Consider the following 24,839-nt stretch of genomic DNA (forward strand, 5'->3'; position numbering starts at 1 on the left):
AGCACGTTTGTATCAGTTTGTTAGCTCGCTTCGGCCGTTCGGCCGACGATCCTATAATCGTGCATCCAGAAGCCCGGTCGCCAGTTTGGTGCGAGGGCGCGGACATGTGGGTGCGCGAGTTCTGAGGTTTACTATCCCATGGCCGATTCCAACGAACCAACAATTCTTGTGACCGGTACAACCGGGCAAGTGGGTTTTGAGTTGTTGCGCAGCTTGCAGGGCCTTGGTCGCATTGTTGCTCCTGACCGGCGAACCCTCGATCTGGCTGATTCTGGTCAGATCCAGCGTGTCGTGCGAGAGATCAAACCGACGCTTATCGTCAATCCTGCGGCTTATACGGCGGTTGATAGTGCCGAAAGTGATGTGGACGCGGCGACGCGGATGAATGCGGAGGCGCCTGGCGTGCTGGCCGAAGAAGCTCGGCGCGTCGGCTCGGCCATTATTCATTATTCGACGGACTATGTTTTCGATGGCACAAAGGAATGTGCTTATAACGAAGACAATCCGACGAACCCGCTCAACGTGTATGGCAGGAGCAAGCTCGCTGGCGAGCAGGCGATCGTCCAGGTTGGCGGCAAGTATCTGGTGTTTCGAACCAGTTGGGTCTACGGCACGCGCGGCCGTAATTTTCTGCGCACGATGTTGCGGCTCGCTGCAGAGCGACCTGAATTGAATATCGTGGCCGATCAGGTGGGAGCGCCGACGTGGTCAAGCACAATAGCCGCCCTGACCGCCCAGATCGCAACGCAGGCGCTGATCGAGCATGGGAGCGATGCTGGCTGGTGGGGTGAGCATTCTGGCGTTTATCACCTGACAGCGGCTGGCGCCACGTCATGGGCCGGGTTCGCGGAAGCGATCTTCGAACTGGCGTTGCCGCCGACGCGGCCATTGGTGAAGCCGATTACGTCAGATGAATACCCTACGCCGGCGAAGCGGCCGAGGAACTCCCTGTTGTCGAACGAAAAGCTTGCGTCAAGGTTCGGTGTGCGGGCGCCCGACTGGCGTGACGCCTTGCAGTTGTGTATCGCAAGCCTTCAGTATTGAAAGGTCGGGACGTCGGCGCGGTGCGCTGTGGCCATCGCACCTGGACGTTCAGAGCGGTTGCCTTACCCGAGAGGGATAACGGACAATAGCCGGCCGCTGGAACGGCGCGACCGCGGAGGTCCGGATTTACTTCGTTCATGACAGCAATCGGCCTGCGGTGTCGTTTTCACCGCTAGCGATAAACCATTGAGGACACACGTTGAGTGCATTGTTGGTTGCCCTGATCCGGTACCGAGGATTCATCATTGGCAGCGTAAAACGCGAGTTTCAGACGCGCTACCGTACGAGCATGCTTGGGGCGCTATGGCTGGTGCTGCAGCCGCTGGCCATGATCCTTGTGTACACGGTGATCTTCGCAGAGGTCATGAAATCGCGCATGCCGGGCGTACAGAGTACGTTCGGCTTCAGTATCTACCTTTGTGCGGGTGTGCTGACGTGGGGCTTGTTTGCCGAAATGATTTCGCGCGGTCAGGGTGTATTTGTCGAAAACGCAAACCTGCTCAAAAAGCTGAATTTCCCGCGTATCGCGCTGCCTGTGATCGTCACGGTCTCGGCCTTGATGAATTTCGCGATCATTTTTTCACTTTTCACAATTTTTCTGGTAGTTACGGGCAATTTTCCGGGCGTAACGTATCTTGGGCTGCTGCCGCTGCTGCTGGTGCAGATCATTTTCAGCATTGGACTGGGGATCACGCTTGGCGTGTTGAACGTCTTTTTCCGCGACGTCGGCCAGTTCATGACCATCTTTATGCAGTTCTGGTTCTGGTTCACACCCATTGTCTATCCGTGGCACATCCTGCCCGAAAGGGCCAAGCTTCTGGTCAAGCTCAATCCGATGGCCGACCTGGTCCTCGGATATCAAACGATTCTTGTGAATCATATGTGGCCTGACTGGGGGCTCGTGTGGCCGGTCCTGGTCCTCGGGCTGCTGATGTGCGCGGTGGGCCTTCATCTGTTTCGCCGGCATGCAGCGGAGATGGTCGACGAACTTTAAGGCGGCTGGTTGCCGGCGCCGACCCGTGCCTTTTTCTGCCGCCTGGGCGGGATAGGCGCTCAGATATAATCGGCAGCAGTATTTAGTATTGTGTCCGTGTTCCGCGTGGCTATCGCGAAGCCGGATATTCTCAAGGAGAGTGAATTGACAAGCGCAGTTGTAACTGGCATCACGGGGCAGGACGGAGCGTATCTGACGCAGTTGCTGCTTGAACACGGTTACGAAGTTTACGGTACCTATCGACGTACCAGTTCTGTCAACTTCTGGCGTATGGAAGAACTGGGTGTCTTGAACCATCCCAAACTGCACCTTGTTGAGCATGACCTGACGGATCTCGGTGCGACGATCCGCCTGCTTGAGAAGGCCCAACCGCGCGAAGTTTATAACCTCGCGGCGCAGAGCTTCGTGGGCGTGTCGTTCGACCAGCCGGTTACGACGGCCGAAATCACAGGCGTGGGTGCGCTGCATCTGCTCGAGGCGATCCGGATCGTGAACCGTTCGATCCGCTTCTATCAGGCCTCGACGTCCGAAATGTTCGGCAAGGTTCAAGCGATTCCGCAGAAAGAAGATACGCCGTTCTATCCGCGCAGCCCGTATGGCGTCGCCAAGCTGTACGCGCACTGGATCACGGTCAACTATCGCGAGTCGTACGACATCTTCGGTTCGAGCGGTATCCTTTTTAACCACGAGTCTCCGCTTCGAGGCCGCGAATTCGTTACTCGCAAAATTACCGATTCCGTCGCGAAGATTTCCCTGGGCAAGCTCGAGACACTTGAACTCGGCAACATGGACGCAAAGCGCGACTGGGGCTTCGCCAAAGAATACGTCGAAGGGATGTGGCGGATGCTGCAGGCCGACGAACCCGATACGTTCGTTTTGGCGACCAATCGCACGGAAACGGTCCGCGATTTTGTGTCGATGGCGTTCAAGGCTGTCGGGACCGAATTGCAATGGCGTGGCCAGGCCGAGCAGGAAGAGGGCGTGGATGCGTCGAACGGCAAGGTGCTTGTTCGCGTGAATCCGAAGTTCTACCGGCCGGCCGAAGTCGAGCTGCTGATCGGTGACCCGGCAAAGGCGAAGGCAAAACTTGGCTGGGAGCCGAAGACTTCCCTCGAAGCGCTGTGCAAGATGATGGTCGATGCCGACCTCCGGAGAAACAAAGTTGGCTTCTCATTCTGAGCCGGTGCTGCGCCGCGCGCTCGTGACGGGCGTGCACGGCTTCACGGGGGCGTATGTCCGCGATGAATTGCTGAATGCCGGCTATGAAGTCACAGGCACGCTCGTCGGGGTTGCGGCCCCGGGCGAGCGCACACTCGACATCACGTCGCTGGATGAATGCCGGCGCGTGATCGACGAATTGCGGCCCACCCACATCGTGCACCTGGCCGCCATCAGTTTCGTTGCTCACGACGATGCGCTCGAAATGTATCGCGTCAATGTGCTCGGAACGTTGAACCTGCTACAGGCATGTATCGACGTTGGGCATCGGCCGGACAAGATCCTGGTGGCCAGCAGTGCGAACGTGTACGGCAACGCCGCGGGTGTCGTCGATGAGAGCGTCACGCCCGCGCCGGTGAACCACTACGCCGCGAGCAAGGTTGCAATGGAACACCTCGTTCGCACGTGGTTCGACCGGTTGCCCATCGTGATGACCCGACCGTTTAATTACACCGGGCGCGGACAGTCCGAACGGTTTTTGGTGCCGAAGATCGTGTCGCACTTCGTGCAGCGCCAGCCGTTTATTGAACTCGGCAATCTTGACGTCGCACGAGATTTTTCGGACGTGCGCACGGTTGCTCGTGTCTATCGCTCGCTGCTCGAATCAGGCGCCGAATCCGAAACTGTCAACGTGTGCAGTGAGAAGCCCTATACATTGCAGGATGTCCTGCAAATGGTACGGGACGCTTCCGGCCACGATCTCGAAGTTCGGGTGAATCCCGCATTCGTACGGCAGAACGAAGTGAAGACGCTTGTCGGGTCTGCGGTCAAGCTCCGCTCGCTCGTTCACGACGTCGAACCCGTCGACTTCGCGTCGACCATCAAGTGGATGGTCGGCGTCTGATTTACATGCCATGCGTCCAACGCGGACCATGGGAAATGAAACGACGTAAGCGAGGCGCTTACGCAGCCGTTTGCCCGAATTCAAGCGGATCCGCACTTGTTCGCCGGCGGCCCCTCGCAGACTTCGAACAGGAAGAGTGATCGAATTTCATGGGCAGCATTTCCGTACAGAACGTAAGCAAAGCATACAAACAGTATCCATCGCGCTTCGGGCGTCTGCTGGAGTGGTTGTCGCCGGCACCGCTTGTCCGGCACCGACTCAAGTGGGTGCTGCAAGACATCAACTTTGAAGTCAGGCAAGGTGAGGCGATCGGCATTGTCGGCATCAATGGCGCGGGAAAGAGCACGTTGCTCAAGATGATCACCGGCACGACTCAACCGACCCAGGGCAGCATCGCGATAACCGGTCGAGTAGCCGCCATGCTCGAACTGGGAATGGGTTTTCACGCGGACTTCACGGGCCGGCAAAACGTTCTGATGGCCGGCCAGCTGTTGGGCTACTCGGTGGGTGAAATCACCGAGAACATGCAGAAAATCGAAGATTTCGCCGAAATCGGTGACGCAATCGACCAGCCTGTGCGGGTCTATTCGAGCGGGATGCAGATGCGCCTCGCATTTAGCGTCGCGACATTTCATCGCCCGGATATTCTGATTATCGACGAAGCCCTTTCCGTCGGCGATGCCTATTTTCAGCACAAGAGTTTCGACCGTATTCGCTCGTTTCGCGAAGAGGGCACGACTCTGCTGATTGTGTCCCACGACAAGACAGCCATTCAGGCTATCTGCGACAGAGCGATCCTGCTGAATGCGGGGCACCTCGCGAAGGAAGGCTCGCCCGAGGAAATCTTCGACTACTACAACGCTTTGCTTGCCGACAAGGAAGCGACGTCCGTCATTCAGGTTGAAACACCGGAAGGGAAGGCGCAGACCCGATCAGGGTCCGGCGAGGCATCGATATCCAGCATCCGGTTGGTGAGCGCCGAGGGCAAGGGTGGGGAAGTCGTCGACGTTGGCAGCAAGGTGACGCTGGAGATCGATGTAGCGATCAACGCGGACATCGAAGACCTGGTCCTCGGCTACGTGATCAAGGACCGGGTTGGCCAGCCAATCTTCGGTACCAATACGCACCACCTCAAACGCTCAGCCAAGGCGCTTGCTGCTGGTGATCGAGTTAGATACCAGTTCACTTTCCCAATGAATCTGGGTGAAGGCACCTATTCGATCGCGACCGCTCTGCATGCGGGCGACACGCACGTCGGGAAGAACTACGAGTGGCGCGATCTGGCCGTGGTATTTCAGGTGATCAACATGTCCAAGACGAAGTTTGTCGGTTGTGCATGGATCGAGCCTGAATTGAATGTTGAAAACTACTAACTAATAAGATATCGGGGAATTACATGGTTTCAGATGACTTCTATCGGGCGCTCGAAGACCGTTTTCGCGGCAGTCGGGATTTGATCAAGGCACGCCAGGGTGTCTACTTGCCGTTTGTCGAGGCTCTCGGCGCCAAAGTCAGCAAGAAGATGCTCGACGTCGGCTGCGGGCGCGGCGAGTGGCTGGAGTTGCTGGCCGAGCGCGGAATTGCAGCGGAAGGTCTCGATTTCAACGAGGACTTCGTGAAGGCAGGTATTGATGCCGGCTTGTCGGTGTTCAAAGCCGATGCGATGGAGTTTTTGAAGAACCAGCCTGATCAGACGTACAGCCTCATCACTGCTTTTCATGTAGTCGAACACCTCGGCTTCAACAGTCTTCTGGAGTTCCTGAAGGAAGCACACCGCGTCGTGGACGATGGGGGTGCGGTTTTGCTTGAAACGCCGAATCCGGCTAATCTTATCGTTGGCGCGTGCAACTTCTATATTGATCCGACCCACGAGCGGCCCATTCCGTCAGTACTGTTGAGCTTCGCGGCGGAATACTCGGGTTTTGAAAGTGTAGTTGTCGTTCCTGTCAATCGCAGTTTTTTGCAGAACAACCTCGAATTCATGCCCGGTCAGTTGATGGGCGCAAAAGTTATTAACAAAATTGTCTCGGCGCTGGATCAGAATCTCATGCAGGCGCCCGACTACGCGATCATCGCGATCAAGAAGCAGGATGCTGATCTGAGCAGGATCGCCGAATCACTCGTTAGCACTTCTCCACTTGCGGTCTCTGCAGATGAGGAGGAAGACGTGAATTCATTGTTGTCTCGAATCGTAGAGGCAGAAAAGGAAGCTGTTATCTGGCGGGAGAAGGCCGCGCAGGCGGACGCGGCGGCGCGCGATACGGCGGTACGTGCGCAGGAGCTTCAAGTCCGATTGACCGAGGCGCACGCCGAGGAGATGCGCCAGGCTCGCATACAGGAACTCGAGGCGCGGGTACGTGAGGCTCAGGCCAGAGCTGCGGCAATCGAGGATCTGGCAAATCGCTCGCAACAGCAGATTCAGGCCATGCTGAACAGCCGGAGTTGGCGTCTGACAGCTCCGATTCGAGCGGGTGGCAACGCGCTTCGCTGGGCCGGTATCTCAAGAACGGGTGTGAGGCGCGTGGCTAAACCGGTGTTTTTGCACGCGGCTGCCTACATGCGCTCACGGCCAGCGCTCCAGCGACGCATCGCCAACCTCTTCGCGAAATATCCTGGGCTGCGCGCGCGTCTCGTGAACTTTGCCGGGCCTGACGCTTTTAGGGGAGTCGCGAATGTACGACCCGCCGACGTGATCGAATCGGTTGATCAGCTCACGGCTCGCGGAAGGTCTGTCTACGATGATCTGCAGCAAGCGAAGAAGCACTAACACATCGATAATCACTTGCCGGTACTACCATGCGCATTGTTCTGGATTTACAGGGTTGCCAGTCTGTCAGCAGGCTGCGAGGCATTGGCCGTTACAGTCTGGCCTTGGCCAAGGCGATTGTGCGCAACGCTGGAGACCATGAAATCTGGATCGTGCTGAATGACCTCTTTCCGGAAACGGTAGAGGGTATTCGGCATTCGTTTTCCGGTTTGCTGCCGGCCGGGCGTATTGCCGTCTTCTCAGCTCCGCCGTTAAATATTCACAGAGATATTGACGATTGGCGTGGGCGTGCAGCGGCGCTTGTACGTGAGTATGCCGTCGCCGAGCTAGAGCCTGATCTGGTGCACATCGGCAGTTTGTTCGAGGGGTACATGGACAATGCCATTACCTCCGTGAAGGCACTTGGTCCGGAATTGCTGACAGCGGTCACACTCTACGATCTGATTCCGTTCGTCAATCCGGGCACCTATCTGCGCGATGACGGCGTCCGGAAATACTACTACGACAAAATCGAAGGGCTTAAGCGCGCGGATTTGTTGTTGGCGATTTCCGAGTATTGTGGCGAAGAGGCAGAGCGTGAGTTGGGTATACCACGGGAACGCATTTTCAATATTTCGTCCGCCGTTTCCGAGTCGTTCCGGCGCCTCGAACTGTCCGAACCGGAACGTCACGCGCTAAACCGACGTTTCGGAATTGAACGTCCGTTCGTGATGACCACGGGTATCGTCGAACCGCGTAAGAACCTCGAAGGCCTTATCGCTGCATACGCGATGCTGCCTCCTGAACTGCGACGCTCATACCAGTTGTTTATGGTGTGTCAGGCGACCGAGTCGAACTGCACCAGGTTGCGTGAGTTGGCTGAATCGAAAGGACTTGCGCCCGACGAACTGGTTCTCGCGGGTTACGTATCGGATGACGATCTCGTCGCCTTGTACAACCTGTGCCATTTGTTTGTGTTTCCGTCGCTTCATGAGGGCTTTGGGTTGCCCGCACTTGAGGCGATGGCGTGTGGTGCGGCTGTAATTGGGTCAAGTGCGACTAGTATTCCCGAAGTCATCGGCCGCGACGATGCGCTCTTTGATCCGCTCAACTTGCCACAGATGTCTGCGTTGATGCAGCGTGCATTGAGCGACACCGAATTCTGGCGGTCCTTGCGAGCGCACGCTGCGACGCAGGTCGAGAAATTTTCATGGGATTCGACCGGCCGCCGGGCATTGCGAGGTTTCGAGGATGCTTTTGCGCACCGTCGGGATGGCGGTGATCGGGAGGGCGCGTCATGCACTAGCCGATCGGGAAGCACACTTACGCCTGCTGACGTGCGCTATCGAACGCTGATTGACGCTGTGACGAGTCTCGACTTGCCTGCCTCGGATGTCGACTACCTCGCGACCGCCGACGCCATTGCTGCGAATCAGCGTGTCGGACGGGTCCCGCAGTTGCTCGTTGACGTCTCGGTGCTTTGTGAACACGACGCGAAATCCGGTATTCAGCGCGTGACGCGCGCGATACTGCTTCAGTTGATGAAGTCTCCCCCGGCAGGCTGGCAGGTGAGGCCGGTCCGACTTGACCGAGGGGAAGCGCGCTATCGATACGCAAACAGATTTTCGCGTAGCCTAAATGACGGCGCTCGCGAAACGGTCGTTGGCGAAGACGAATGGCTGGATAGTCAGCAAGGCGATGTATTTCTCGGTCTCGATCTGGTTGCCGACCGTATACCGCAAGTGCAAGATTGGTTCGCTGCGCAGCGACGTCGTGGCGTCAGAATTTACTTCGTTGTGTACGACCTGCTACCGGTATTGCGACCCGAATGGTTTCACGAGGGAATCGCAGGTTGCTTTCCAGCGTGGGTACGCACGATCGCGACGGTATCTGATGGCCTGATCGGAATTTCTCGTGCTGTCGCTGATGATTTACACCGTTGGCTTGATGCAGCGTCATTGGCCCGTTTGAATGATCTTAAACTAGGCTATTTTCACCTTGGCGCTGATATCGGAAGCAGTCAGCCATCACTTGGGCTTGCGGCGGACGCCGACAGGATCCTCTCGGAGCTGCGAGCAAACCCGACGCTACTAATGGTTGGAACGGTGGAGCCGAGAAAAGGTCACGCTCAAGCGCTTGCCGCGTTTGAGCAGCTTTGGGCTGCCAACGTGAACGTCAACCTGGCTATTGTCGGAAAGGCCGGCTGGGGCCTCAACGGCTTTGCGGATAGACTCGAGCAGCATCCGGAATTGAACAGACACCTTTTCTGGCTACAGGGAATCAGTGACGAGTACCTGGAGCAGGTATACGGAGCATCGTCATGCCTGCTAGCTGCGTCATTTGGTGAAGGTTTCGGTTTGCCGCTGATCGAGGGAGCACAGAAAGGATTACCCATCATTGCACGTGAGTTGCCAATATTTCGGGAAGTTGCAGGTGAGCACGCGTTGTATTTTGACGGCGATTCGGCTGGGGTCTTGGCTGAGGCCGTGCAGGAGTGGCTCAACCTTTCGTCGGCGGGGCGTGCACCCACGTCGGCTGGGATTCCGTGGCTGACGTGGCAGCAGAGTGGAGATCAGCTCAAGCAGGTTGTTTTTGAGGACTCTTGGTACGAAATCTGGCGGCCTGCTAATCGGCGCTGATGAAGCAACCACATCGCCAACAATTACCAATGGCGTGATCGCGCATTGGTCTTCAACGTTGTCAATTTAAAAATGCAAGACTTTGTCGGAGTGGCTTGGATACCGACGACGGTGCGGAGCTTGCCGTAGTGGATAGTTTCTATCGTGCGTTCGAAGATCGGTACCGGGTCTCGCGGGAGCTGATCAAAGGCCGGCTGGCGAAATTATCCTGTCGTCGGGCCGCTCGAGGAAATGCTGCGGGAAGATACACTGCGCTGGATGTACAACGAGGAGCATGGGTGAAGGTTGGTTTTGGTACGACGGCATTGGCCCGTAGCATTGCACACGGCGGGGTGGACGGCATCGGCTCGTACACGCAGGAACTGGGGCGAGCCCTGCTCGCCGGAGGCGGGATCGATCTCGTCCCTGCCGGCTATCGTGCGTTCGTCGGCGATGACGTGTTGCCGGGTGCCCGGCCGCCTGTGAATCTCGGCCGGCACGCGGTCATGGCGACGCTGGGCGCCGTGAGCCCGTGGAAGTGCGTAGCCGAGAGGGAGCTTGTCACCGAGCAAGTGGACGTGTTCCATGCGACGGATCACCTGATTCCAAAACTGTCTGCGATGCCCGTCATCGCGACCTTGATGGATGCGATTCCGTTGTCGAATCCCGAGTGGACGACCGTGAAGCTGGCTGCGCTGCGTCGTTGGCTGTTGCGGCGCTCGGGCGCGTGGGCGGATCATGTGATCACGATTTCCGAGTATTCGAAGAACTCGATTGTGGAACATTTCGGCATCGCGGCAGAACGCATTTCCGTGGTTCCCTTGGGTGTGCATCCACGGTTTTTTGAACAGTTCGACGGTACGACCCGTGACGAGGTGCTGAAGCGGTTGGGCTTGCCTGCGCAGTTCTTCCTGTGCGTGGGGACCTTGCAGCCGCGTAAGAATCTCGATCGGGTCATAGATGCGCACGCCAGTCTGCCGGCCGATTTGCGCCGAGAGTTTCCATTGGTTGTCGTCGGAAGGGCCGGGTGGGGGTGTGAAAGCCTTGTCGCCCGCCTGCGCGCGAGCGAAACGGAAGGCAGTGCTCGCTGGTTGCAGTATTTGCCGGATCTCGACGTGCGTGCTTTGATGCAATCGGCCAGCGCGCTGGTGTTTGCGTCGTTGGGCGAGGGCTTCGGATTGCCGGTCGTGGAGGCGTTCGCATCGGGTCTTCTGGTCATCGCGTCCAATACAACGTCCGTTCCCGAAGTGGCTGCAGATGCTGCCATTTTGGTTGATCCCTGCAACGCAGGTGATATCGCCGATGCGATGCGCCTCGTGACCGAGCACCCACGCGAGGCCGACGCGCTGCGCGAGGCAGGGCTGGCGAGAGCGCGCGAGCTGACCTGGCAGGCGTGTGCCGAGAAAACCGTAGCGGTTTATCGATCTGTCCTAGATGGTTCATGTCGCTCGTGATTCAATCTGTCCGTGGAGAATGCAGCGTGAAGTTAGGGGTGGATGTCACGTGGATGGTTGGCAACTACCGTGGCATGGGACGATTCGCGCGTCAGCTGATCGAGCCGGTTAGTGCATCGGTGCTGGGTCTAGCCCCGAGCGGTGTGACGACTACGGAATGGCCGTGCGTTAGTGAAGGCCGCGGTTTCTTTCCATGGTGGGAGCAGGTCGAGCTGCCCCGCCTGTGCGAGGCTCAGAAGCTGGACTACCTGCTGTGTCCGTACAACACTGGACCACTGCGATCGACAGGCCGGACCCGGCTGATCTCAGTCATATACGATCTGATCTATCTGCAACCTTGGCGGGTGCTGCCTCCGTCGCGATCCCTGTACCAGACTCTCGGGCGGGTGTACAGACGGCATGTGGTGCCCACGCTGGCTCGTCGCGCCGATGTGGTGCTGACCGTATCCCGATTCACCCAGCGGGAACTGGTGGAGAAGTTCGGACTGTCGGAAAAGGATGTGCATCTCATTCCGTGCTCGATTCCGGACGACTGGTTCGCTCCTCCGCTCAGTCAGGCCGATCGCCGACCCTACCTGTTTACCGTGGCGGGAGAGGTGCCCAGCAAGAACGTTGATCGCCTCCTGCAAGCCTTCGCGTTGGCGAGGCCGAAGCTAGGCGAGGACGTCAGGTTGCGCATTGCCGGGATTAAATCCGCGCATCACGAACATTTTCTTCGGCGGGCAACCACACTGGGAATCGCAGGTCATGTCGAGCTGCTCGGGTATGTTTCCGAGCAGGAGCTGAAGCTGCATTACCGGCAGGCACGGGCATTCATCTTTGCTTCGTTGTTCGAGGGATTCGGTATTCCGCTGCTGGAGGCGATGGCTTCGGGTACACCTGTCGCGTGCAGCAACACGACGTCGATGCCCGAGATCGTTGGCGGGTGTGGTCTGCATTTCGACCCCTTTTCAGTTGGCGATATGGCCGAGCAGATCCGGGGTGTATGGAGCGGCGGCGAAACGTTCGAGGCGCGGGTTCGCAACGGTGTGGACCGCGCGCGTATGTTTTCAGAGTCAATCCTTGCCCCGTCGATTCAGCAATTCTGGGAACGTTTGTCGTGACAACAGGCAAGAAAAAGCTGCTGGTGCTGACACCCAGGCTTCCCTATCCGGTGATCGGCGGAGACAAGCTGAGGATCTATCACCTTTGCAAGGCGTTGTCGCGCCACTACTCGCTGACGCTGCTGAGCCTGTGCGAGACGCTCGAAGAGATGGAGTGTGAGTTGCCTGACGACGGCGTATTCGACCGCGTCGAGCGAGTTTTTCTGTCGAAGGCGCGTTCGTATATCAACACGCTGCTTGCGCTTCCCACGCGGACGCCGTTGCAGGTCGCCTACTACCGTAGTCGGGCATTTGCCGCGGCAGTTGCACGGATGATGCCTTCGCATGACGGCGTACTCGTCCATCTGGTGCGCTGTGCCGAGTATGTGCGCAAGTCGGACAAGCCGCGTGTTCTCGAAATGACCGACGCGATCTCGCTCAACTACAGCCGGGTCAAGCAACTCAAGAATGCACGGGGGCTCAAGTCGCGCGTGCTCAGTCTCGAGGCCAAACGCCTGCACAAATACGAGCGCACGATCGTCGACGACTTCGATTTGTCCGTGCTGGTTTCGCAAACCGATAAGGATTATCTGTTTCCCGGCTCGCACGCCGGAAATGTGATGGTGTGCTCGAACGGAGTTGATCTGTCTGGGCTGCCGTATTCGGTGCGTAGTATGGCAAGCCGCGTGCTGATTTTCATCGGCGACATGCGGACGGTTCAGAACGAGGACATGTGTCACTTCTTTGCGCAAGAGGTGTTGCCCTTGCTGCGCAAGCGCGCGGATTACCGGTTCAGGATCGTGGGCTCGATTTCTCCCGCGCTTGCCGAGCGGTTCAGGGCCTATGACGGTGTCGAAGTGACAGGCCGGGTTGCGTCGGTGGCGGATGCGGCTACGGATGGCGCCATCGGCGTGTGCCCGATGCGAATCGGGGCGGGCGTGCAGAACAAGATTCTGGAGTACATGGCGCTGGGGTTGCCGGTCGTGGCGACTTTGTTGGGATACGAGGGCTTGGGCGCAAAAAGCGAGCATGACCTTCTAATCGCGAATACGCCGCAAGAATTTGCCGAGCGCATCGAGTGGCTTATGGCCAATGAGGCTGAGGCAGTAGCGATGGCGAGGCGGGCAAGGGCATTCGTCGAACAGGAACACGAGTGGGGGCGGATGGTCGCGCCATTGCTTGGAAAGCTGAGGCAGTTGTTTGACTGGGTGTGAATGATGGGTTCATTTATTCATCGAAAGCCGTAGGGCGTATTGAAAGTGTCACCACGCAAGCCTCGATACGACGGTGTTGATTTCCACCGAATTCTGAGGCGGCGCGATCTTGGCTAGAATTCCGCCACGCTATCGATAGGGCACGATCACGACCACGAGACCATCCCGACTGCACGAACTGGACAGCCTGCGAGCGCTTGCTGCTATCGGATTTATCGGATGGCAATACCTTCTTCAGCGTTTCCGTGGCCTTTGGGTATCTTGCTGCTGTTGACGGCGGTGCGAATCCAGAAAGTAAATGAGGCATCCGCGTGTCTCTTGACTGCTTCAAACGGTGAGGAATTCGGGTTAGCGTTGATTGAGGGGCGCAGAGAGGGCCGCCGATTACCACGCGTGATCGTCCCGTTTTTCGCGAAGTAGCGGGCGAGCACGCGTTCTATTTTGACGGCGATTCGGCCGACACTCTTGCGCAAGCTGTAAAAACTTGCTCGAGCTGGGAGAAGGGGGCAGGGTCCCGACTTCGGCTGGAATGCCGCGGCTGACCTGGGCTAAAAGCGCCGAGCAGGTCAAAAAAGTCTTGCTGGAGGATGACTGGTGCGAGGAGTGGCGCCCGTCGCATGATTGACGATAGCCCAAAGCCTTAGGGCAAGCCTATCACCGCTTTTGCGTCCGATTTTCAGTCGGAGCAGCGGACGGCTGGCCGCGAACGTCATTCGTCAGCGCATGCATTTTCGTTGTTGCTCGAAAAGGATATGGACATTTTATCACCTGGGTAAGGACTTGAAAGACTTGCGCCGGTGTGAGACTCTTCAACACGCCATCGAGACAGCGAGGGGTAAAATGTTTCTACGGAAGCGCAGAGTTGCTGCTTTGTTTGAGACCGCTGACGACGCGAAGTCAAATTATTCGCTTGAGTCTTTCCCTTTACGCCCAACTCTACCTTTGCCGCAAGGCGTAAAAAGGGACGAACTGTTCGAGTGGCTTAGGAGTGTGCGCGTGTCAAACGCTCCCGAGTCTATTGTGAGCTATTGCGAGCAAGACTTTGAACGGTTTGTGCAAACATTTGGGCTCGTGCAACGGGCGGTTGCCGGTGTAAATGGGCCAGTCGTCGGTCTAGAGCTTGGTGCAAATCCTTACTTCACCACCATGCTCCTCAAAAGCTTTTCGCCTGTCGAGTGGCGGCTTGCCAACTATTTCGGCCCGCAGGTACCAAAGGGTGACTCCTCGCAACGCGTATATCTAAACGAATTCAGAAATCCCGAGGCCAGGGCAGAAGTCGAACTCGCCTATTCTCACTTCAATATTGAAGAAGACGAGTTTCCATTTGAGACGGGGTCGCTGGACGTAGTTCTGTTCTGTGAAATTATTGAGCACCTGTTGAACGATCCCTGCCGCGTGTTGCGGGAAATCAAGCGCATCCTTCGCGACAACGGGACGTTGGTGCTCACGACACCGAACGTGAACCGGATCGAGAATGTTGCCCGGATGATCGTCGGTGCGAATATTTACGACCCTTATAGTGCATTCGGGCCTTATGGGCGACACAACCGTGAGTACAACAAGCACGAGTTGTCCCTTCTTTTGAGCTACGTTGGCTTCACAATTGAAGAGATGTTCACGGCCGATGTGCATCACAATATGACCAGCGCCTACCTCGACCCTGCTCGGTTTGGACACCTCGTCGAGTATCGGGAGCACGATCTCGGTCAGTATATTTTTGTGCGTGCGAGAAAGACGGGAGACGATCGCGGGAAGAAGCCAGAATGGCTGTATCGGTCGTATCAGCCGTCGGAAGTGGAGTGAATGAACCCGCGTGCAGTAAGCACGAGTTGTGGCGATTCAAAGCCGTGGGCCGTCCCAAGCCGTCTGTTCCGTTTCTGGATTTCGACGCCTCGAAACGCGCAGTTTGTGCCGTCCGGGGTTGGATTTATATAGTGTGTATTCAGATCCACCGTCCGCAGAGTGGGCGGGTCCCCGCGGAAACCGGACACAGGGCAACGCCTAAAACTGAGGTAGTCTTCCGCCCTTGTTTTAGCTTACAAACAACACAGTGAAGGGTACCCCAATCGGAGAGCAACCATGCGCACGATAACCACCCTTGATGAGTTGGATGCGTTAATTGCGGAATGCGACTCTGCCGCGTCGGATGAAGAGCTTCGTAGACTTTTCATGTCCTTTAAGATGCGGCAGCCAGAAATTTCTGGCGACCCCTTCAGCGACAGCTACGCCCAAAGCCAACTCGAGTATTACGCTTCCATCGCCGGCAAATCATATGCCATCGAGAATGAGTCGTATCAGTTTGACGTTGACTCGTTAGTCAAGAATCCCTTTCCCTACTACACCGGTAACACAGTAACAGTCGGCAACCAGCTGTTGTCGGTCGGGTCGCTGATCCGAGTCATGAAAGTACCGCCTGGCGGACGGATACTGGAATTCGGTCCAGGCTGGGGGAATACAACCCTAGCGCTCGCGCAGGCAGGTTTTGATGTCACTGCGGTTGATATCGAGGAACGATACTGCCGGCTGTTGCATGCCCGAGCAGAACAGATCAGCGTCTCGATCAACGTCGTCAACGCCGATTTCATGTGGGCCGAAACCGTCGAAGAGCCATATGATGCCGTTGTTTTCTTCGAGTGCTTCCATCATTGCGTGGACCATCTAAGACTTCTTCGTGCTCTTCACAAGGCTGTCAAGCCGGGTGGGCACATCTACTTTGGCGGGGAACCAATCGAAAAAGATTTCCCAATGCCTTGGGGCGTCCGATTGGGCGGAGAAGCACTATGGGCCATACGAAAGTATGGCTGGCTCGAGCTTGGCTTCAACGAGGAATATTTCCGTCATGCCCTGCTTTCGACTGGATGGGAAGGAACAAAACACGAATCGATCGTGCATGCAGCTGCGAACGTGTGGGAGGCAAGACGATTCGACTCCCGAAACCTCTGGACACCGGCCAACAACCTGATGATAGGCTCTACAGTAGGCCAGAAAGAGAGCCAATCGATCAGAGTCAGCAATGCAACAAACGGGTGGGGATTCTTTGGCCCTTACTGTGCTCTTCCCGCTGGCCGATGGATAGCGCGAGCCAACCTATCGAGGAACGTTTCGCCGCGAGGTGACGCAACGATTGATGTCTGTGTCTCGAAGGAAGCGAGAACGATTGCGTCGGTGAGATCTGACCTCACCCACCATGCCTCGGATGTGATAGATATGCCATTCGAGTTACAACGTCCCGAATCCGATATTCAGATGAGGTTGTTTTGCCATAACAATGTCAGTTTCGAACTACTGTCGATTGACTTTCTTCCGCAGGAATCTGAATGACATCCCATGTCCGGTCGGAGCGACGCTCTGGCAGAAACCGATTCGGGTGTTTGGAAGGCATGAGCTTGCCTCCGAAAAACGAATCCCTTGCTGAGCGGTAAACTCATGCAAGGAGAACAACGATGACAGGCAAGGCAGAGCGGGCGCAGTACACACTCGAATTCAAGCTGGAACGGTGCGTAGCCACCATCGGGTTGCTGTTCCGCGTGCTCCAGATGCGGCGCCCCAAATGCGCCCTGAAGATATTGGCGACGCCATCTGAACAGCAGGGTTGGTGTTAATGTCGTTACGGCGCGCGACGAGCGATACGGAAGCTCCGGGCTCGAACGTCTGTTCGACCAGCCGTCGTTTGAATTCGCGCGGAAAGTTCAGGCGCTTACCCGATGCTTCGTTCTTGCCATCCACAATCTCGGCCACTTTGGTTCCCACGAAAATATTTGGTGGGAGCCAAATTACCCCCGTTCACTGCTGGCCGGAGAACGGTCGCCGTGAGGCGCGTACAGAAAAAACCTCCACAGCGGTACACCTCTGCCCGAAGGGCAGAAACTCCCGGGTGCCGCTACACTGATGCTCCTCAGAGGGCGTCTATGCGGTCGCGACCGGACGGCTGCCATCAATATGCCGGTCCCTGCGATTTGTCTCGAGCGACTCGAACAAGTGAGTTCTCACTTATGTGGCGAACTCACTCGCGTTCAGGATCATTCGGAAGCGTTATTGCGTCAGACGGAGGGAAGAAACCCCGACACCAAGCATTCGGTTATCGTTCCCGATTCCCAATTGAGAGGGTGAAGTCGACTCAGGAGTATTTAAAACAAGAGTTAATTCCTTGCTATCGTCAATCAAATTGATTGGCAGCTCGATGATGAGCTCATGTGGTCCGTCATCTCCATGCGCGGCGCTGAACGTGATGTGGCTGATACGAGTGCCGTTCGCGATAATGTCGACGTTTTGCACCGGGTGTTTTTCATTCACAAACGAGCCGAGCCGCAGGTGCAACGATATGGGTTTGTTTTTAGGTGAGTCCAATCGAAGGCGCAGGCGCCCTCCGTTATTGATCGTCCACCTCCCCCATGGCTCTGGCTCTGACCAGCCATTCTGCGCGTACATAGCACTATTGCCTCGTGTCGAAAAATCAACTTCGTCGCCGAATTTGTATAGCGCAGCAGGAACGAAGTTTTCGTCATCCCAAAATAGCCTTGGCGTATCGAATGAAAAATGGAAACTCCCAACTTCGGCATGCAGCTCCGATCCAGAACGTAATAACTGGGCATCAGGTTGAAAGTCAATTGAATTGGCCCGGATCGGTCGACTGAACAGCACACGGACACCCCAAGGCGCGGGGAACACCCTGAAATCCTGCTTTAGATGAAGTTCTGCTCCGTCGACCCACATCCTGTGATGGCCCATATAAATTTGGGTAAATCCACCTCGCAAGCCGGTTATGTCGATGAAATCCATTCTCTGATTTCCGCCGCCAAGCAAGATATGGCTCTGATTTTCCGAGTCTATTGCGTGACCGGGAAGTAAACCGATAGCCTTTAAGTCGATTTTCATTCTGATCGTGCTGAGCGAAAATATCACTATTAATGAAAGGCCAAGCCAGACAAAGAAACTCTTCCTGTCGATCTTCCATTCCCTTGCCAAGAAGTCGACGAACAGCCATGCAAAAAGTGCAAGGTAGGGGAAGGTCCACTTAAAATAGTGCACGTTTGAATACCGCCACAATCCATTGGGCAGTAAATCTCCATATGGGAGATATAGGATAAACTGCAGCAATACGGCGAAAGCGATGGTGCGTAACAGCCAGTCAGCACGTATGAAAACATAAACGAGTCCAACTATCGAAAATGCCAACCAAGGATAGTGTTGAAGTAGGCTGGATGCTGGTTCCAGATAAAGCGTGTAGCCATCGACAAAAAATGAATAAAGTTTTTGAGGTATGTTGGCCGGAAAGTAGCCCATTGACGATGCAACTTGGACGTATGCACCCAAGATGCTTCCGTGAACCAGATAATTGAACGTAATGAAGATAACCGGACCGACAAGCAGCCCGACAAGAGCGGCCAGAAAAAATTTGACGAGTGGGGCATTAATCTTCGTTCCGTGGTCGGCCGATATCCGCGACGCGCGCCAGACATAACCGAGCCATAGGATCCCTCCCACGAGCGCGTCCACTGGACGCGAGGCCGCAATCAGGCCAATGGCAAGTGAGATTACAAAACTGGCGAACGCGGTCGGATGTTGATCCGCGTTGCCGTGGTTGTCTGCGATATTGTGTAATCGAAGTAGGCCATAAATACCGGTTGAAAGCAGTGCGGCACTGGCGGTCGACGTCCACGGGATAAAAAAATCTTTAAAAATTGTGTAATTGAGCAGTATTGAAAAAATAAACAAAAGAGTTGCGATCCAACCTGCAACGTATCTTCGGGAAAGTAATATAAAGACCGTTGAAAACCAAAGGAGGCTTGCCAGATCCACGAACCAGAAAGGGTGGTTTGGGAGCCAGTGCACAAATATTGCGCCAAGAAACGGGTATAGTGGTGGATAAAAGTGTTTAGAAGAGGAGAAATCAAAGTCGGCCATGGCCCTGGCGGAACGGATGTATTCTCCCTGATCGGCCCATCCCCACCACCCAAGTGGAAATTGCTGACTATTTCCTGGGGTTGCAGGATACAAAAAATATGCTATTGAGTAAGAGACTCCAATTATAAAAAGAATTGTACCCAAATTAAAAATATTGCCCACTCGCATAAATGGTGCGACGCGGAGAATCTTCTGTTCAGATGGCCGCGTGTTCACGCTTCACCCCGACAAGAAAGACGTTTTTTCCAAAAAATAACCCACTCAACCGATCGGCCACGCGACTCATTGGGAATACCAAGCGATCGTAGACGATCAGTGCACGAGTGTTGAGATCGCCCGAGCTATTCCCGAAAAATTTATATAGAAGTGTTGCAAAAAACCCAGCAGAATCTACATAACGTGTCTTCAATACTTCAAATCCCGCGCGACGAGCAACATTGGTCAGACTACGTCTGGTGTACCGCCGATAATGACCGACTTTGGTATCCATACTTGAATATAAGAGCTGAAATGCCGGAACGTAGACTAGCAACCGTCCACCTGGTTTTATTTTGTTGTAAATCTCATTCATAATATCCTGGTCATTTTCGATGTGCTCTAATACGTTCAGACTATACAAATAGTCAATGCTATTGTTTTCGATGTGGCTTAGGTTATTGTAGGCGGTGAGTCCCGATTCTGTTATCAAAGACGCTTGTTTAGGATCGGGCTCGACGCACAAGACTTCATGTCCACGTTTTGCAATACATTTGGAAAATGTCCCAATACCTGCACCAAAATCCAGAATGCGATCGCCTGCGCTGGAATGTGCAAGTACTAATTTCACCAGATATTCATTGTAGTTGACCGCTTCGGCCATTACTTCTAAGTTATCCGTTCCACTGTAGTTCATGGTCTGCTATCCTCATCTACTGGAAATTTCGACATCCGCATACCGACCGGTCACGAACTGCCACTCTATCAGTCCTAGGGGCTGATGAATCCGAAGCCAGCCTCGCGTGTTTGTCTCCTTCTGCGAAGCCTGCTGCAACTGCGTGCAACGTGTCAACCGGAAATGAAACTTACAGAAAATAGATTCATGGTTTAATGGATGAAACCTGCGACTTATCCGAGAAATTCGATCGGTGACGTGTCGTGGGTACGTTCTATATAAAGTAAAGGTTGTTAGTTAACCATCCTGATCTTACATGAGACGGCTAGGAGACCCATTTAAGAGGAGTGTTTAAAGACCCAGTAATGCGATCCGGCATAATTGAAAAGCAGTCCTGCTACCGCACCAAAGGCGAGTGGGATGATTGGATAGGCGCGCAAGTCGGGATAAATGATTAAAGCCGCCGAAAAAATTCCAAAATTGAGTAGTGCACCAATTGATTGAATGGAAAAATAACTCAAATATTCCCGTCGCTTGTTGCGCACGACGCGATGCGGATGCTTAAATACCCACGTCCGATTGAGTAGCCACGTCGCACACACCGCCGTCGGAAATGATATCAAACGCGAAAGGTATACGTCGAGGCCAAATTCCTGTGTCAACAGCGATAGTACGCCTGCGTCGACTGCGAATCCAATCGCGCCAACGCATCCGAACGCAAGCAGCTTTCTTGAAAAACAATATTTCATTGCTGTGAATGTCGACGTGTCATGTGAGTGAATTTTAACAAATCTCGTTCAAATTCCATGCGCTGCTGATGAACGACTGTATCCAAGATAAGGCCAACGCCAAAAATCATCATCGCTGCAACGCTAATTGCGGAGGCTAGAATTGCAAGTGGAACGTGATATATATAGTGATATTTTAACCAATCGTTAAATACAGGTATCGCTATTATGACGCTTGCCAGCGAAAACAGGAAACCCATTGTGCCAAAGAAAAGCAGCGGTCTGTAGTAGCGCAATATCTGAGCAATCGCGAACATGACTCGCGCACCATCAGGTATGGTTTGTAGTTTTGAGACACTGCCCTCGGGGCGGTCCTTGTATTCGACTGGAATCTCAATAATACGATGCCGCTGATGAAGAGCATGAAGAGTCATATCGGTTTCGATCTGAAAACCCTCGACTAAAATGGGATATGACTTCACGAACATGCGGCTGAACACGCGATAACCGCTCATGATGTCGACCAGGTTTGCGCCAAATAGGCGGTTAACTAGTGCTTGAACTAGGGCGTTCCCAAAGCCATGCAGTGGACGATCATTTTCCTGCGCATAATGCCCGCCAGAATGCCGATCACCAACTACCATATCTGCCTGCCCATTCATTACAGGCGTGATTAGATCGCGCACCCGTTCTGCCGGATACGTTGAATCTGCGTCCGCAAGAACGTAGATATCCGCATCGATTTCGAGAAATGCCCTTCGTAAAGCGTTTCCCTTCCCTTGGCGCCGTTCGCAGATTACTGCTCCACTGCATCCAAGTTCAGAAAGTGTTTGCTCTGCGACTATTTGCGTGCCATCCTTTGAATTGTTATTGATAACATAGATAGCAGCGCCAGGTAGTTCACGATTAAAAGCTCTGATAGTCTCTGAGACGGTCAGTTCCTCATTATAGGCAGGAAGCACGACTGCGATTTGGGCGGCCTCTTTATACTTGTCGGAGATCATTTTGTCTGTCACGATTGGTCAGTTGCGTTAGTTATATTAAACTCGGAATATTTAAAATATCCCCCGAACGGAATTCCAGATAATGCGGTGTTATATGTAGGGAATAAGATAATCCCGAAGAAGACTAGGCGGACGCCGGGAAGGATAAGCGTGCGCCAGCCTTTCGCCGCGGAACCGATGCCGATGTGAACGAACAACAGGTAGAGATAGGCGGGAACGAATACTGCAGCAGGGCCGGCATCGACCGGCCAGACTATAATTAGCAATCCAAATATGGTCAAATAATCAGCGGACAACAGGATGTTGCGGCGAATGGTTGTCAGACTATTGAGGTGATCGGCTTTCGGGAGTCGGAGAAGTGAGAATATGACAGAGGAATGGACAGCCCCTATCCCGGAAGTGGTCCACGGGATTGCGAAACTGTCAATTATCGCGCGATTCATGTGTCCGCGCAGCAGTTGCCGAAAGAAATCTCGCTTCGTCACGGCCGTCTTAGGATCCATTCGCACCTCGTCAGGAATTGCAGGATTTACACATCAAATATGCCAGGTCTCTGCAAATGCCACAATACGATTCCGGCCGACAAGCTTCACCCAGCAAGGCTTGTCGGATTCTTTAGGGCTGGCTACCCAGAATCCGTACTGCAAAAAACCGGGGCCATATATTTCGTCTTCAGGGCCTTCTGCAGCGTACCACGCTGCAGGGCCGACAGAATCGAGGGATTGGTATTCAAAAGCTCCGCATAGGCGCGCGTCAGTTCTCAAGCTAGTCAGGTCCGCTAGTTACGTCGCGCTGACATGGCTGGAAAGCCGCATGTCCTAGGGAGTTGTTTCAATCCACAGCTTTTGAACGCCAATGCCTAACTTACGGCCATCGGTGCTCAGTCCAAGCTCCCGCGGAGAAGTGGGCAGAGATGGATGAATCTCGATCAGACTCGCTCCATTCAGATTGTTAAACGGCAAGGAAAACTCACGCATATCGGCTGTTGGCAAAAACGTTTCTGTTTGCTGCCCGATCACTATGCTCGCTGGTTTGTCGGCGTTGGGTCCAAACGCTTGGACGCGCACGTGGAGTATGAAGCGTTTGGGAAGTGGCTGAACAAAACGTAGGCTCACGTACGGAAAGACATTGGCGTCAGACCATCGTCCCCAGTTCTCTTGTGCAGACAAACCGCTCAGGTCGGACAGAAAAGTCGGGGCGCCGCGGCGCGAAAAATCGATGCCATCAGAGAGCGTGCCCTGGTATCTCTCGCCTAACGCATTCACAATAAAGCCCGCCCGCTCCATGATCTGTTCGGGAGACAGATCACGCGGGAGTTGAGCGACGGCGTGATCCTTGGCTCGCAGATCAAAGAAAACCTGGTTTGCGTTCTCACTGACCGATGTCGGCGGGGCGCCTAGCAAGCGCGTTAGCTCGGCTTCAACCTCGGCACCATTGTCTGCATAGCCGCGTCTATCCACGTACAGACCGCCGAAGCCCATTCGTCTGGCGACATCAATTTGCCGCTTAAGCGGTTCGAGTGACAGCGCGCGAAAGAACAGATCGCCGGGGCGGCCTTTCATGGTTCCGTAACTCCACGCCAACGAAGACGAGTGCAGATACCCACGGGCCTGGTCGTACGTTTGGAGGCGGTCTATTGGCGGGGTCTCCGGAAATCGAACATACGGGAGCTGATAGATTGCGCTGTTGCCGGGTTCGCGCCTCTCAATTGCGGCGACGAACTGAGCGTCACTGTGAAACGCGGCCTGGCTTTCTTTCAAGCAGGGCAGGCAAGGTGCCGTTGTCTGATCCCAGATTGCCGTCGCACACAGAAAGACTGCGACACCCGTCGTCAGGACGGTGAAATGGGTGCGGGTCTTGTACTTCGCGATTCGTTGATCGGCTAGGAGCATAGCAGCACAGATAGAGGTGAATGCGATGAATACGCTTACACGATTCCACGCCCGAATCATCGGGCTGATTAAGATGCTGAAAAGCGCTGAAAATCCACCAACGGTGCAGAACAGAACCAGGAAAAGCGTCAACAGAGCAAGGATATATAACCGTTCATGGGTTGGTTGTTCTTTTCTTGGTGAAATCAGAATAATCAGTAGAGCGAGAAAGCCGACGCTTCCGATAAGTCCAAGCGATGCAGTTTTGTTTTCGTTTACGAGAGGGAAGGTAGTCGAATATTCTTCATTCAATCTGGAAAATGGCATAAATCGATGATCGGGCCGGGGCAGCAGGAGCTGATCGATTTTCAATCCATATAACTCGGCTTCGGCTGGAGATCGCTGCGCGGTTTCGGCGTTTACGCCATGCTCAACCCGATCGATCAAATTGGGCGTAACGTTCGCCGCGATGCCAACCGTCACAATCGTCACAGCAAGGATGGCGGCGCTGACAGATTTGATTGAACGAGTATGCATATATCGCGCGGCGCCAGCGGTCAAGAGCGTTAATATGCCAAAAAATGCATAGTAGACGCCAAAGCAGGAAAGGGCGAGCAGCCCTATTGCGTGAACCGAGCGTTCAAGAAGACCGCGATTTTTATCCAGGAAATTCAGATTTCCACTGTAGACTCGACATGCGTACCAGATAAATATCGGAGCGGCAAAGTACCACGTATAAAAAAGGTGAATGACCCGGAGAAAATGAAATGGCAGTAGCGTAAATGTGAAACCGCCGACAAAGCTGAATGCGCGGGAGATTCCGAAGCTTCTCAGTACAAAATACGCGGCAACCGCGTTTATCGGATATCCGAGGAGGTAGTAGAGATTTAACGCTATTCCAGCGCTGCCGGATGCGATGCCTAATGCTTTTAGAACGAGAAGACTCCCTGAGTCAGGAACAGGGTAGTCGTAGAGATATGAGCCAAACGGCGCTCCCAATGCGCTGGAATGGAAGATCCATGGATTTTCCATCGCCCGTTTTATCAACAAGAGGATTAACGGCCCGTCGCTCGAATAGGTCAACGGCACACGTAGGTCGAAATGCCTGCCTCCAATGAGCAGCCAACAAGCAAGAAGTGAAAGAGCCCCGAGCGCGCACGGGATGACACAACTCCAGACTTTATCCTTCGTGCGCGAATGCATAACCGGTGTATTTTTTACAGTGAGATCTGTCACGGGCTGAGTTC

Annotated in this window: 19 protein-coding genes and 1 pseudogene; 13 read left to right on the plus strand and 7 right to left on the minus strand. The window is 54.6% G+C overall.

Translation table 11 applies throughout. The annotated features are described in order from the left end of the window. Nucleotides 1–138 precede the first annotated feature (138 nt). From rfbD to P3T23_RS23180, 13 genes are all read left to right on the plus strand, one after another. The gene (gene rfbD / locus P3T23_RS23120) at nucleotides 139–1,044 is read left to right on the plus strand and encodes a dTDP-4-dehydrorhamnose reductase (protein ID WP_429318455.1); all 906 of its coding nucleotides are present in this window, start codon (nucleotides 139–141) and stop codon (nucleotides 1,042–1,044) included. 199 nt (nucleotides 1,045–1,243) lie between these two features. After that, on the plus strand, nucleotides 1,244–2,038 hold the full coding sequence (locus tag P3T23_RS23125) for an ABC transporter permease (RefSeq protein ID WP_429318456.1): 795 nt from the start codon (nucleotides 1,244–1,246) through the stop codon (nucleotides 2,036–2,038). A gap of 144 nt (nucleotides 2,039–2,182) precedes the next feature. After that, a complete protein-coding gene (gene gmd, locus P3T23_RS23130; protein ID WP_429318457.1) occupies nucleotides 2,183–3,217 on the plus strand; it encodes a GDP-mannose 4,6-dehydratase in 1,035 nt (344 codons plus the stop codon). Further along, entirely contained in the window at nucleotides 3,177–4,100 is a 924-nt protein-coding gene (locus P3T23_RS23135; RefSeq protein ID WP_429318458.1) for a GDP-mannose 4,6-dehydratase, read from the plus strand. Before gmd ends, P3T23_RS23135 begins: the two co-directional genes overlap by 41 nt. A gap of 149 nt (nucleotides 4,101–4,249) precedes the next feature. Continuing rightward, nucleotides 4,250–5,473, plus strand: a complete 1,224-nt coding sequence (locus tag P3T23_RS23140; RefSeq protein WP_429318459.1) for an ABC transporter ATP-binding protein — start codon at nucleotides 4,250–4,252, stop codon at nucleotides 5,471–5,473. Between the two features lie 8 nt (nucleotides 5,474–5,481). Further along, nucleotides 5,482–6,867 carry a class I SAM-dependent methyltransferase gene (locus P3T23_RS23145; RefSeq protein WP_429318619.1) on the plus strand — a complete coding sequence of 462 codons (1,386 nt, stop codon included), beginning with the start codon at nucleotides 5,482–5,484 and terminating at the stop codon, nucleotides 6,865–6,867. Nucleotides 6,868–6,896: 29 nt separating this feature from the next. Next, on the plus strand, nucleotides 6,897–9,485 hold the full coding sequence (locus P3T23_RS23150) for a glycosyltransferase family 4 protein (protein ID WP_429318460.1): 2,589 nt from the start codon (nucleotides 6,897–6,899) through the stop codon (nucleotides 9,483–9,485). Nucleotides 9,486–9,580: 95 nt separating this feature from the next. Continuing rightward, nucleotides 9,581–10,918 (plus strand): glycosyltransferase family 4 protein, encoded by a 1,338-nt coding sequence (locus P3T23_RS23155; protein ID WP_429318461.1) that lies wholly within the window; start codon nucleotides 9,581–9,583, stop codon nucleotides 10,916–10,918. Continuing rightward, a complete protein-coding gene (locus tag P3T23_RS23160) occupies nucleotides 10,906–12,021 on the plus strand; it encodes a glycosyltransferase family 4 protein (RefSeq protein WP_429318462.1) in 1,116 nt (371 codons plus the stop codon). The genes P3T23_RS23155 and P3T23_RS23160 overlap by 13 nt, the downstream gene beginning before the upstream one ends. Beyond that, on the plus strand, nucleotides 12,018–13,214 hold the full coding sequence (locus tag P3T23_RS23165) for a glycosyltransferase (RefSeq protein ID WP_429318463.1): 1,197 nt from the start codon (nucleotides 12,018–12,020) through the stop codon (nucleotides 13,212–13,214). Before P3T23_RS23160 ends, P3T23_RS23165 begins: the two co-directional genes overlap by 4 nt. 996 nt (nucleotides 13,215–14,210) lie before the next feature. Further along, entirely contained in the window at nucleotides 14,211–15,017 is an 807-nt protein-coding gene (locus P3T23_RS23170; protein WP_429318464.1) for a class I SAM-dependent methyltransferase, read from the plus strand. Between the two features lie 276 nt (nucleotides 15,018–15,293). Continuing rightward, the gene (locus P3T23_RS23175; protein ID WP_429318465.1) at nucleotides 15,294–16,535 is read left to right on the plus strand and encodes a class I SAM-dependent methyltransferase; all 1,242 of its coding nucleotides are present in this window, start codon (nucleotides 15,294–15,296) and stop codon (nucleotides 16,533–16,535) included. 122 nt (nucleotides 16,536–16,657) lie between these two features. Then, nucleotides 16,658–16,816, plus strand: a complete 159-nt coding sequence (locus tag P3T23_RS23180; RefSeq protein WP_429318634.1) for a hypothetical protein — start codon at nucleotides 16,658–16,660, stop codon at nucleotides 16,814–16,816. Between the two features lie 40 nt (nucleotides 16,817–16,856). On the opposite strand, the pseudogene P3T23_RS23185 reads toward P3T23_RS23180, so the two are convergent. From P3T23_RS23185 to P3T23_RS23215, 7 genes and pseudogenes are all read right to left on the minus strand, one after another. Further along, nucleotides 16,857–16,964, minus strand: a pseudogene (locus tag P3T23_RS23185) (IS66-like element accessory protein TnpA); the annotation flags it as partial. Nucleotides 16,965–17,246: 282 nt separating this feature from the next. Further along, on the minus strand, nucleotides 17,247–19,211 hold the full coding sequence (locus tag P3T23_RS23190; RefSeq protein WP_429318466.1) for a DUF7024 domain-containing protein: 1,965 nt from the start codon (nucleotides 19,209–19,211) through the stop codon (nucleotides 17,247–17,249). Between the two features lie 103 nt (nucleotides 19,212–19,314). Continuing rightward, nucleotides 19,315–20,010 carry a class I SAM-dependent methyltransferase gene (locus P3T23_RS23195; protein ID WP_429318467.1) on the minus strand — a complete coding sequence of 232 codons (696 nt, stop codon included), beginning with the start codon at nucleotides 20,008–20,010 and terminating at the stop codon, nucleotides 19,315–19,317. Nucleotides 20,011–20,327: 317 nt separating this feature from the next. After that, nucleotides 20,328–20,738 (minus strand): GtrA family protein, encoded by a 411-nt coding sequence (locus tag P3T23_RS23200; protein WP_429318468.1) that lies wholly within the window; start codon nucleotides 20,736–20,738, stop codon nucleotides 20,328–20,330. Then, on the minus strand, nucleotides 20,735–21,721 hold the full coding sequence (locus P3T23_RS23205) for a glycosyltransferase family 2 protein (RefSeq protein ID WP_429318469.1): 987 nt from the start codon (nucleotides 21,719–21,721) through the stop codon (nucleotides 20,735–20,737). Before P3T23_RS23205 ends, P3T23_RS23200 begins: the two co-directional genes overlap by 4 nt. An 8-nt stretch (nucleotides 21,722–21,729) precedes the next feature. Next, entirely contained in the window at nucleotides 21,730–22,224 is a 495-nt protein-coding gene (locus P3T23_RS23210) for a hypothetical protein (RefSeq protein ID WP_429318470.1), read from the minus strand. Nucleotides 22,225–22,539: 315 nt separating this feature from the next. Further along, nucleotides 22,540–24,828 (minus strand): DUF7024 domain-containing protein, encoded by a 2,289-nt coding sequence (locus P3T23_RS23215; RefSeq protein ID WP_429318471.1) that lies wholly within the window; start codon nucleotides 24,826–24,828, stop codon nucleotides 22,540–22,542. Between the last annotated feature and the right edge of the window lie 11 nt (nucleotides 24,829–24,839).

Origin of the sequence: Paraburkholderia sp. GAS448 (genome assembly GCF_050435685.1) — a bacterium.
GTDB lineage: Bacteria > Pseudomonadota > Gammaproteobacteria > Burkholderiales > Burkholderiaceae > Paraburkholderia.

What these genes read in the sequence shown, in the direction of transcription:
- rfbD (WP_429318455.1), top strand. Translation starts at nt 139, where the DNA reads ATGGCCGATTCCAACGAACCAACAATTCTTGTGACCGGTACAACCGGG.
- P3T23_RS23135 (WP_429318458.1), top strand. Translation starts at nt 3,177, where the DNA reads ATGCCGACCTCCGGAGAAACAAAGTTGGCTTCTCATTCTGAGCCGGTG.
- P3T23_RS23140 (WP_429318459.1), top strand. Translation starts at nt 4,250, where the DNA reads ATGGGCAGCATTTCCGTACAGAACGTAAGCAAAGCATACAAACAGTAT.
- P3T23_RS23150 (WP_429318460.1), top strand. Translation starts at nt 6,897, where the DNA reads ATGCGCATTGTTCTGGATTTACAGGGTTGCCAGTCTGTCAGCAGGCTG.
- P3T23_RS23160 (WP_429318462.1), top strand. Translation starts at nt 10,906, where the DNA reads ATGTCGCTCGTGATTCAATCTGTCCGTGGAGAATGCAGCGTGAAGTTA.
- P3T23_RS23175 (WP_429318465.1), top strand. Translation starts at nt 15,294, where the DNA reads ATGCGCACGATAACCACCCTTGATGAGTTGGATGCGTTAATTGCGGAA.
- P3T23_RS23180 (WP_429318634.1), top strand. Translation starts at nt 16,658, where the DNA reads ATGACAGGCAAGGCAGAGCGGGCGCAGTACACACTCGAATTCAAGCTG.
- P3T23_RS23195 (WP_429318467.1), bottom strand. Translation starts at nt 20,010, where the DNA reads ATGAACTACAGTGGAACGGATAACTTAGAAGTAATGGCCGAAGCGGTC.
- P3T23_RS23200 (WP_429318468.1), bottom strand. Translation starts at nt 20,738, where the DNA reads ATGAAATATTGTTTTTCAAGAAAGCTGCTTGCGTTCGGATGCGTTGGC.
- P3T23_RS23205 (WP_429318469.1), bottom strand. Translation starts at nt 21,721, where the DNA reads ATGATCTCCGACAAGTATAAAGAGGCCGCCCAAATCGCAGTCGTGCTT.
- P3T23_RS23210 (WP_429318470.1), bottom strand. Translation starts at nt 22,224, where the DNA reads ATGGATCCTAAGACGGCCGTGACGAAGCGAGATTTCTTTCGGCAACTG.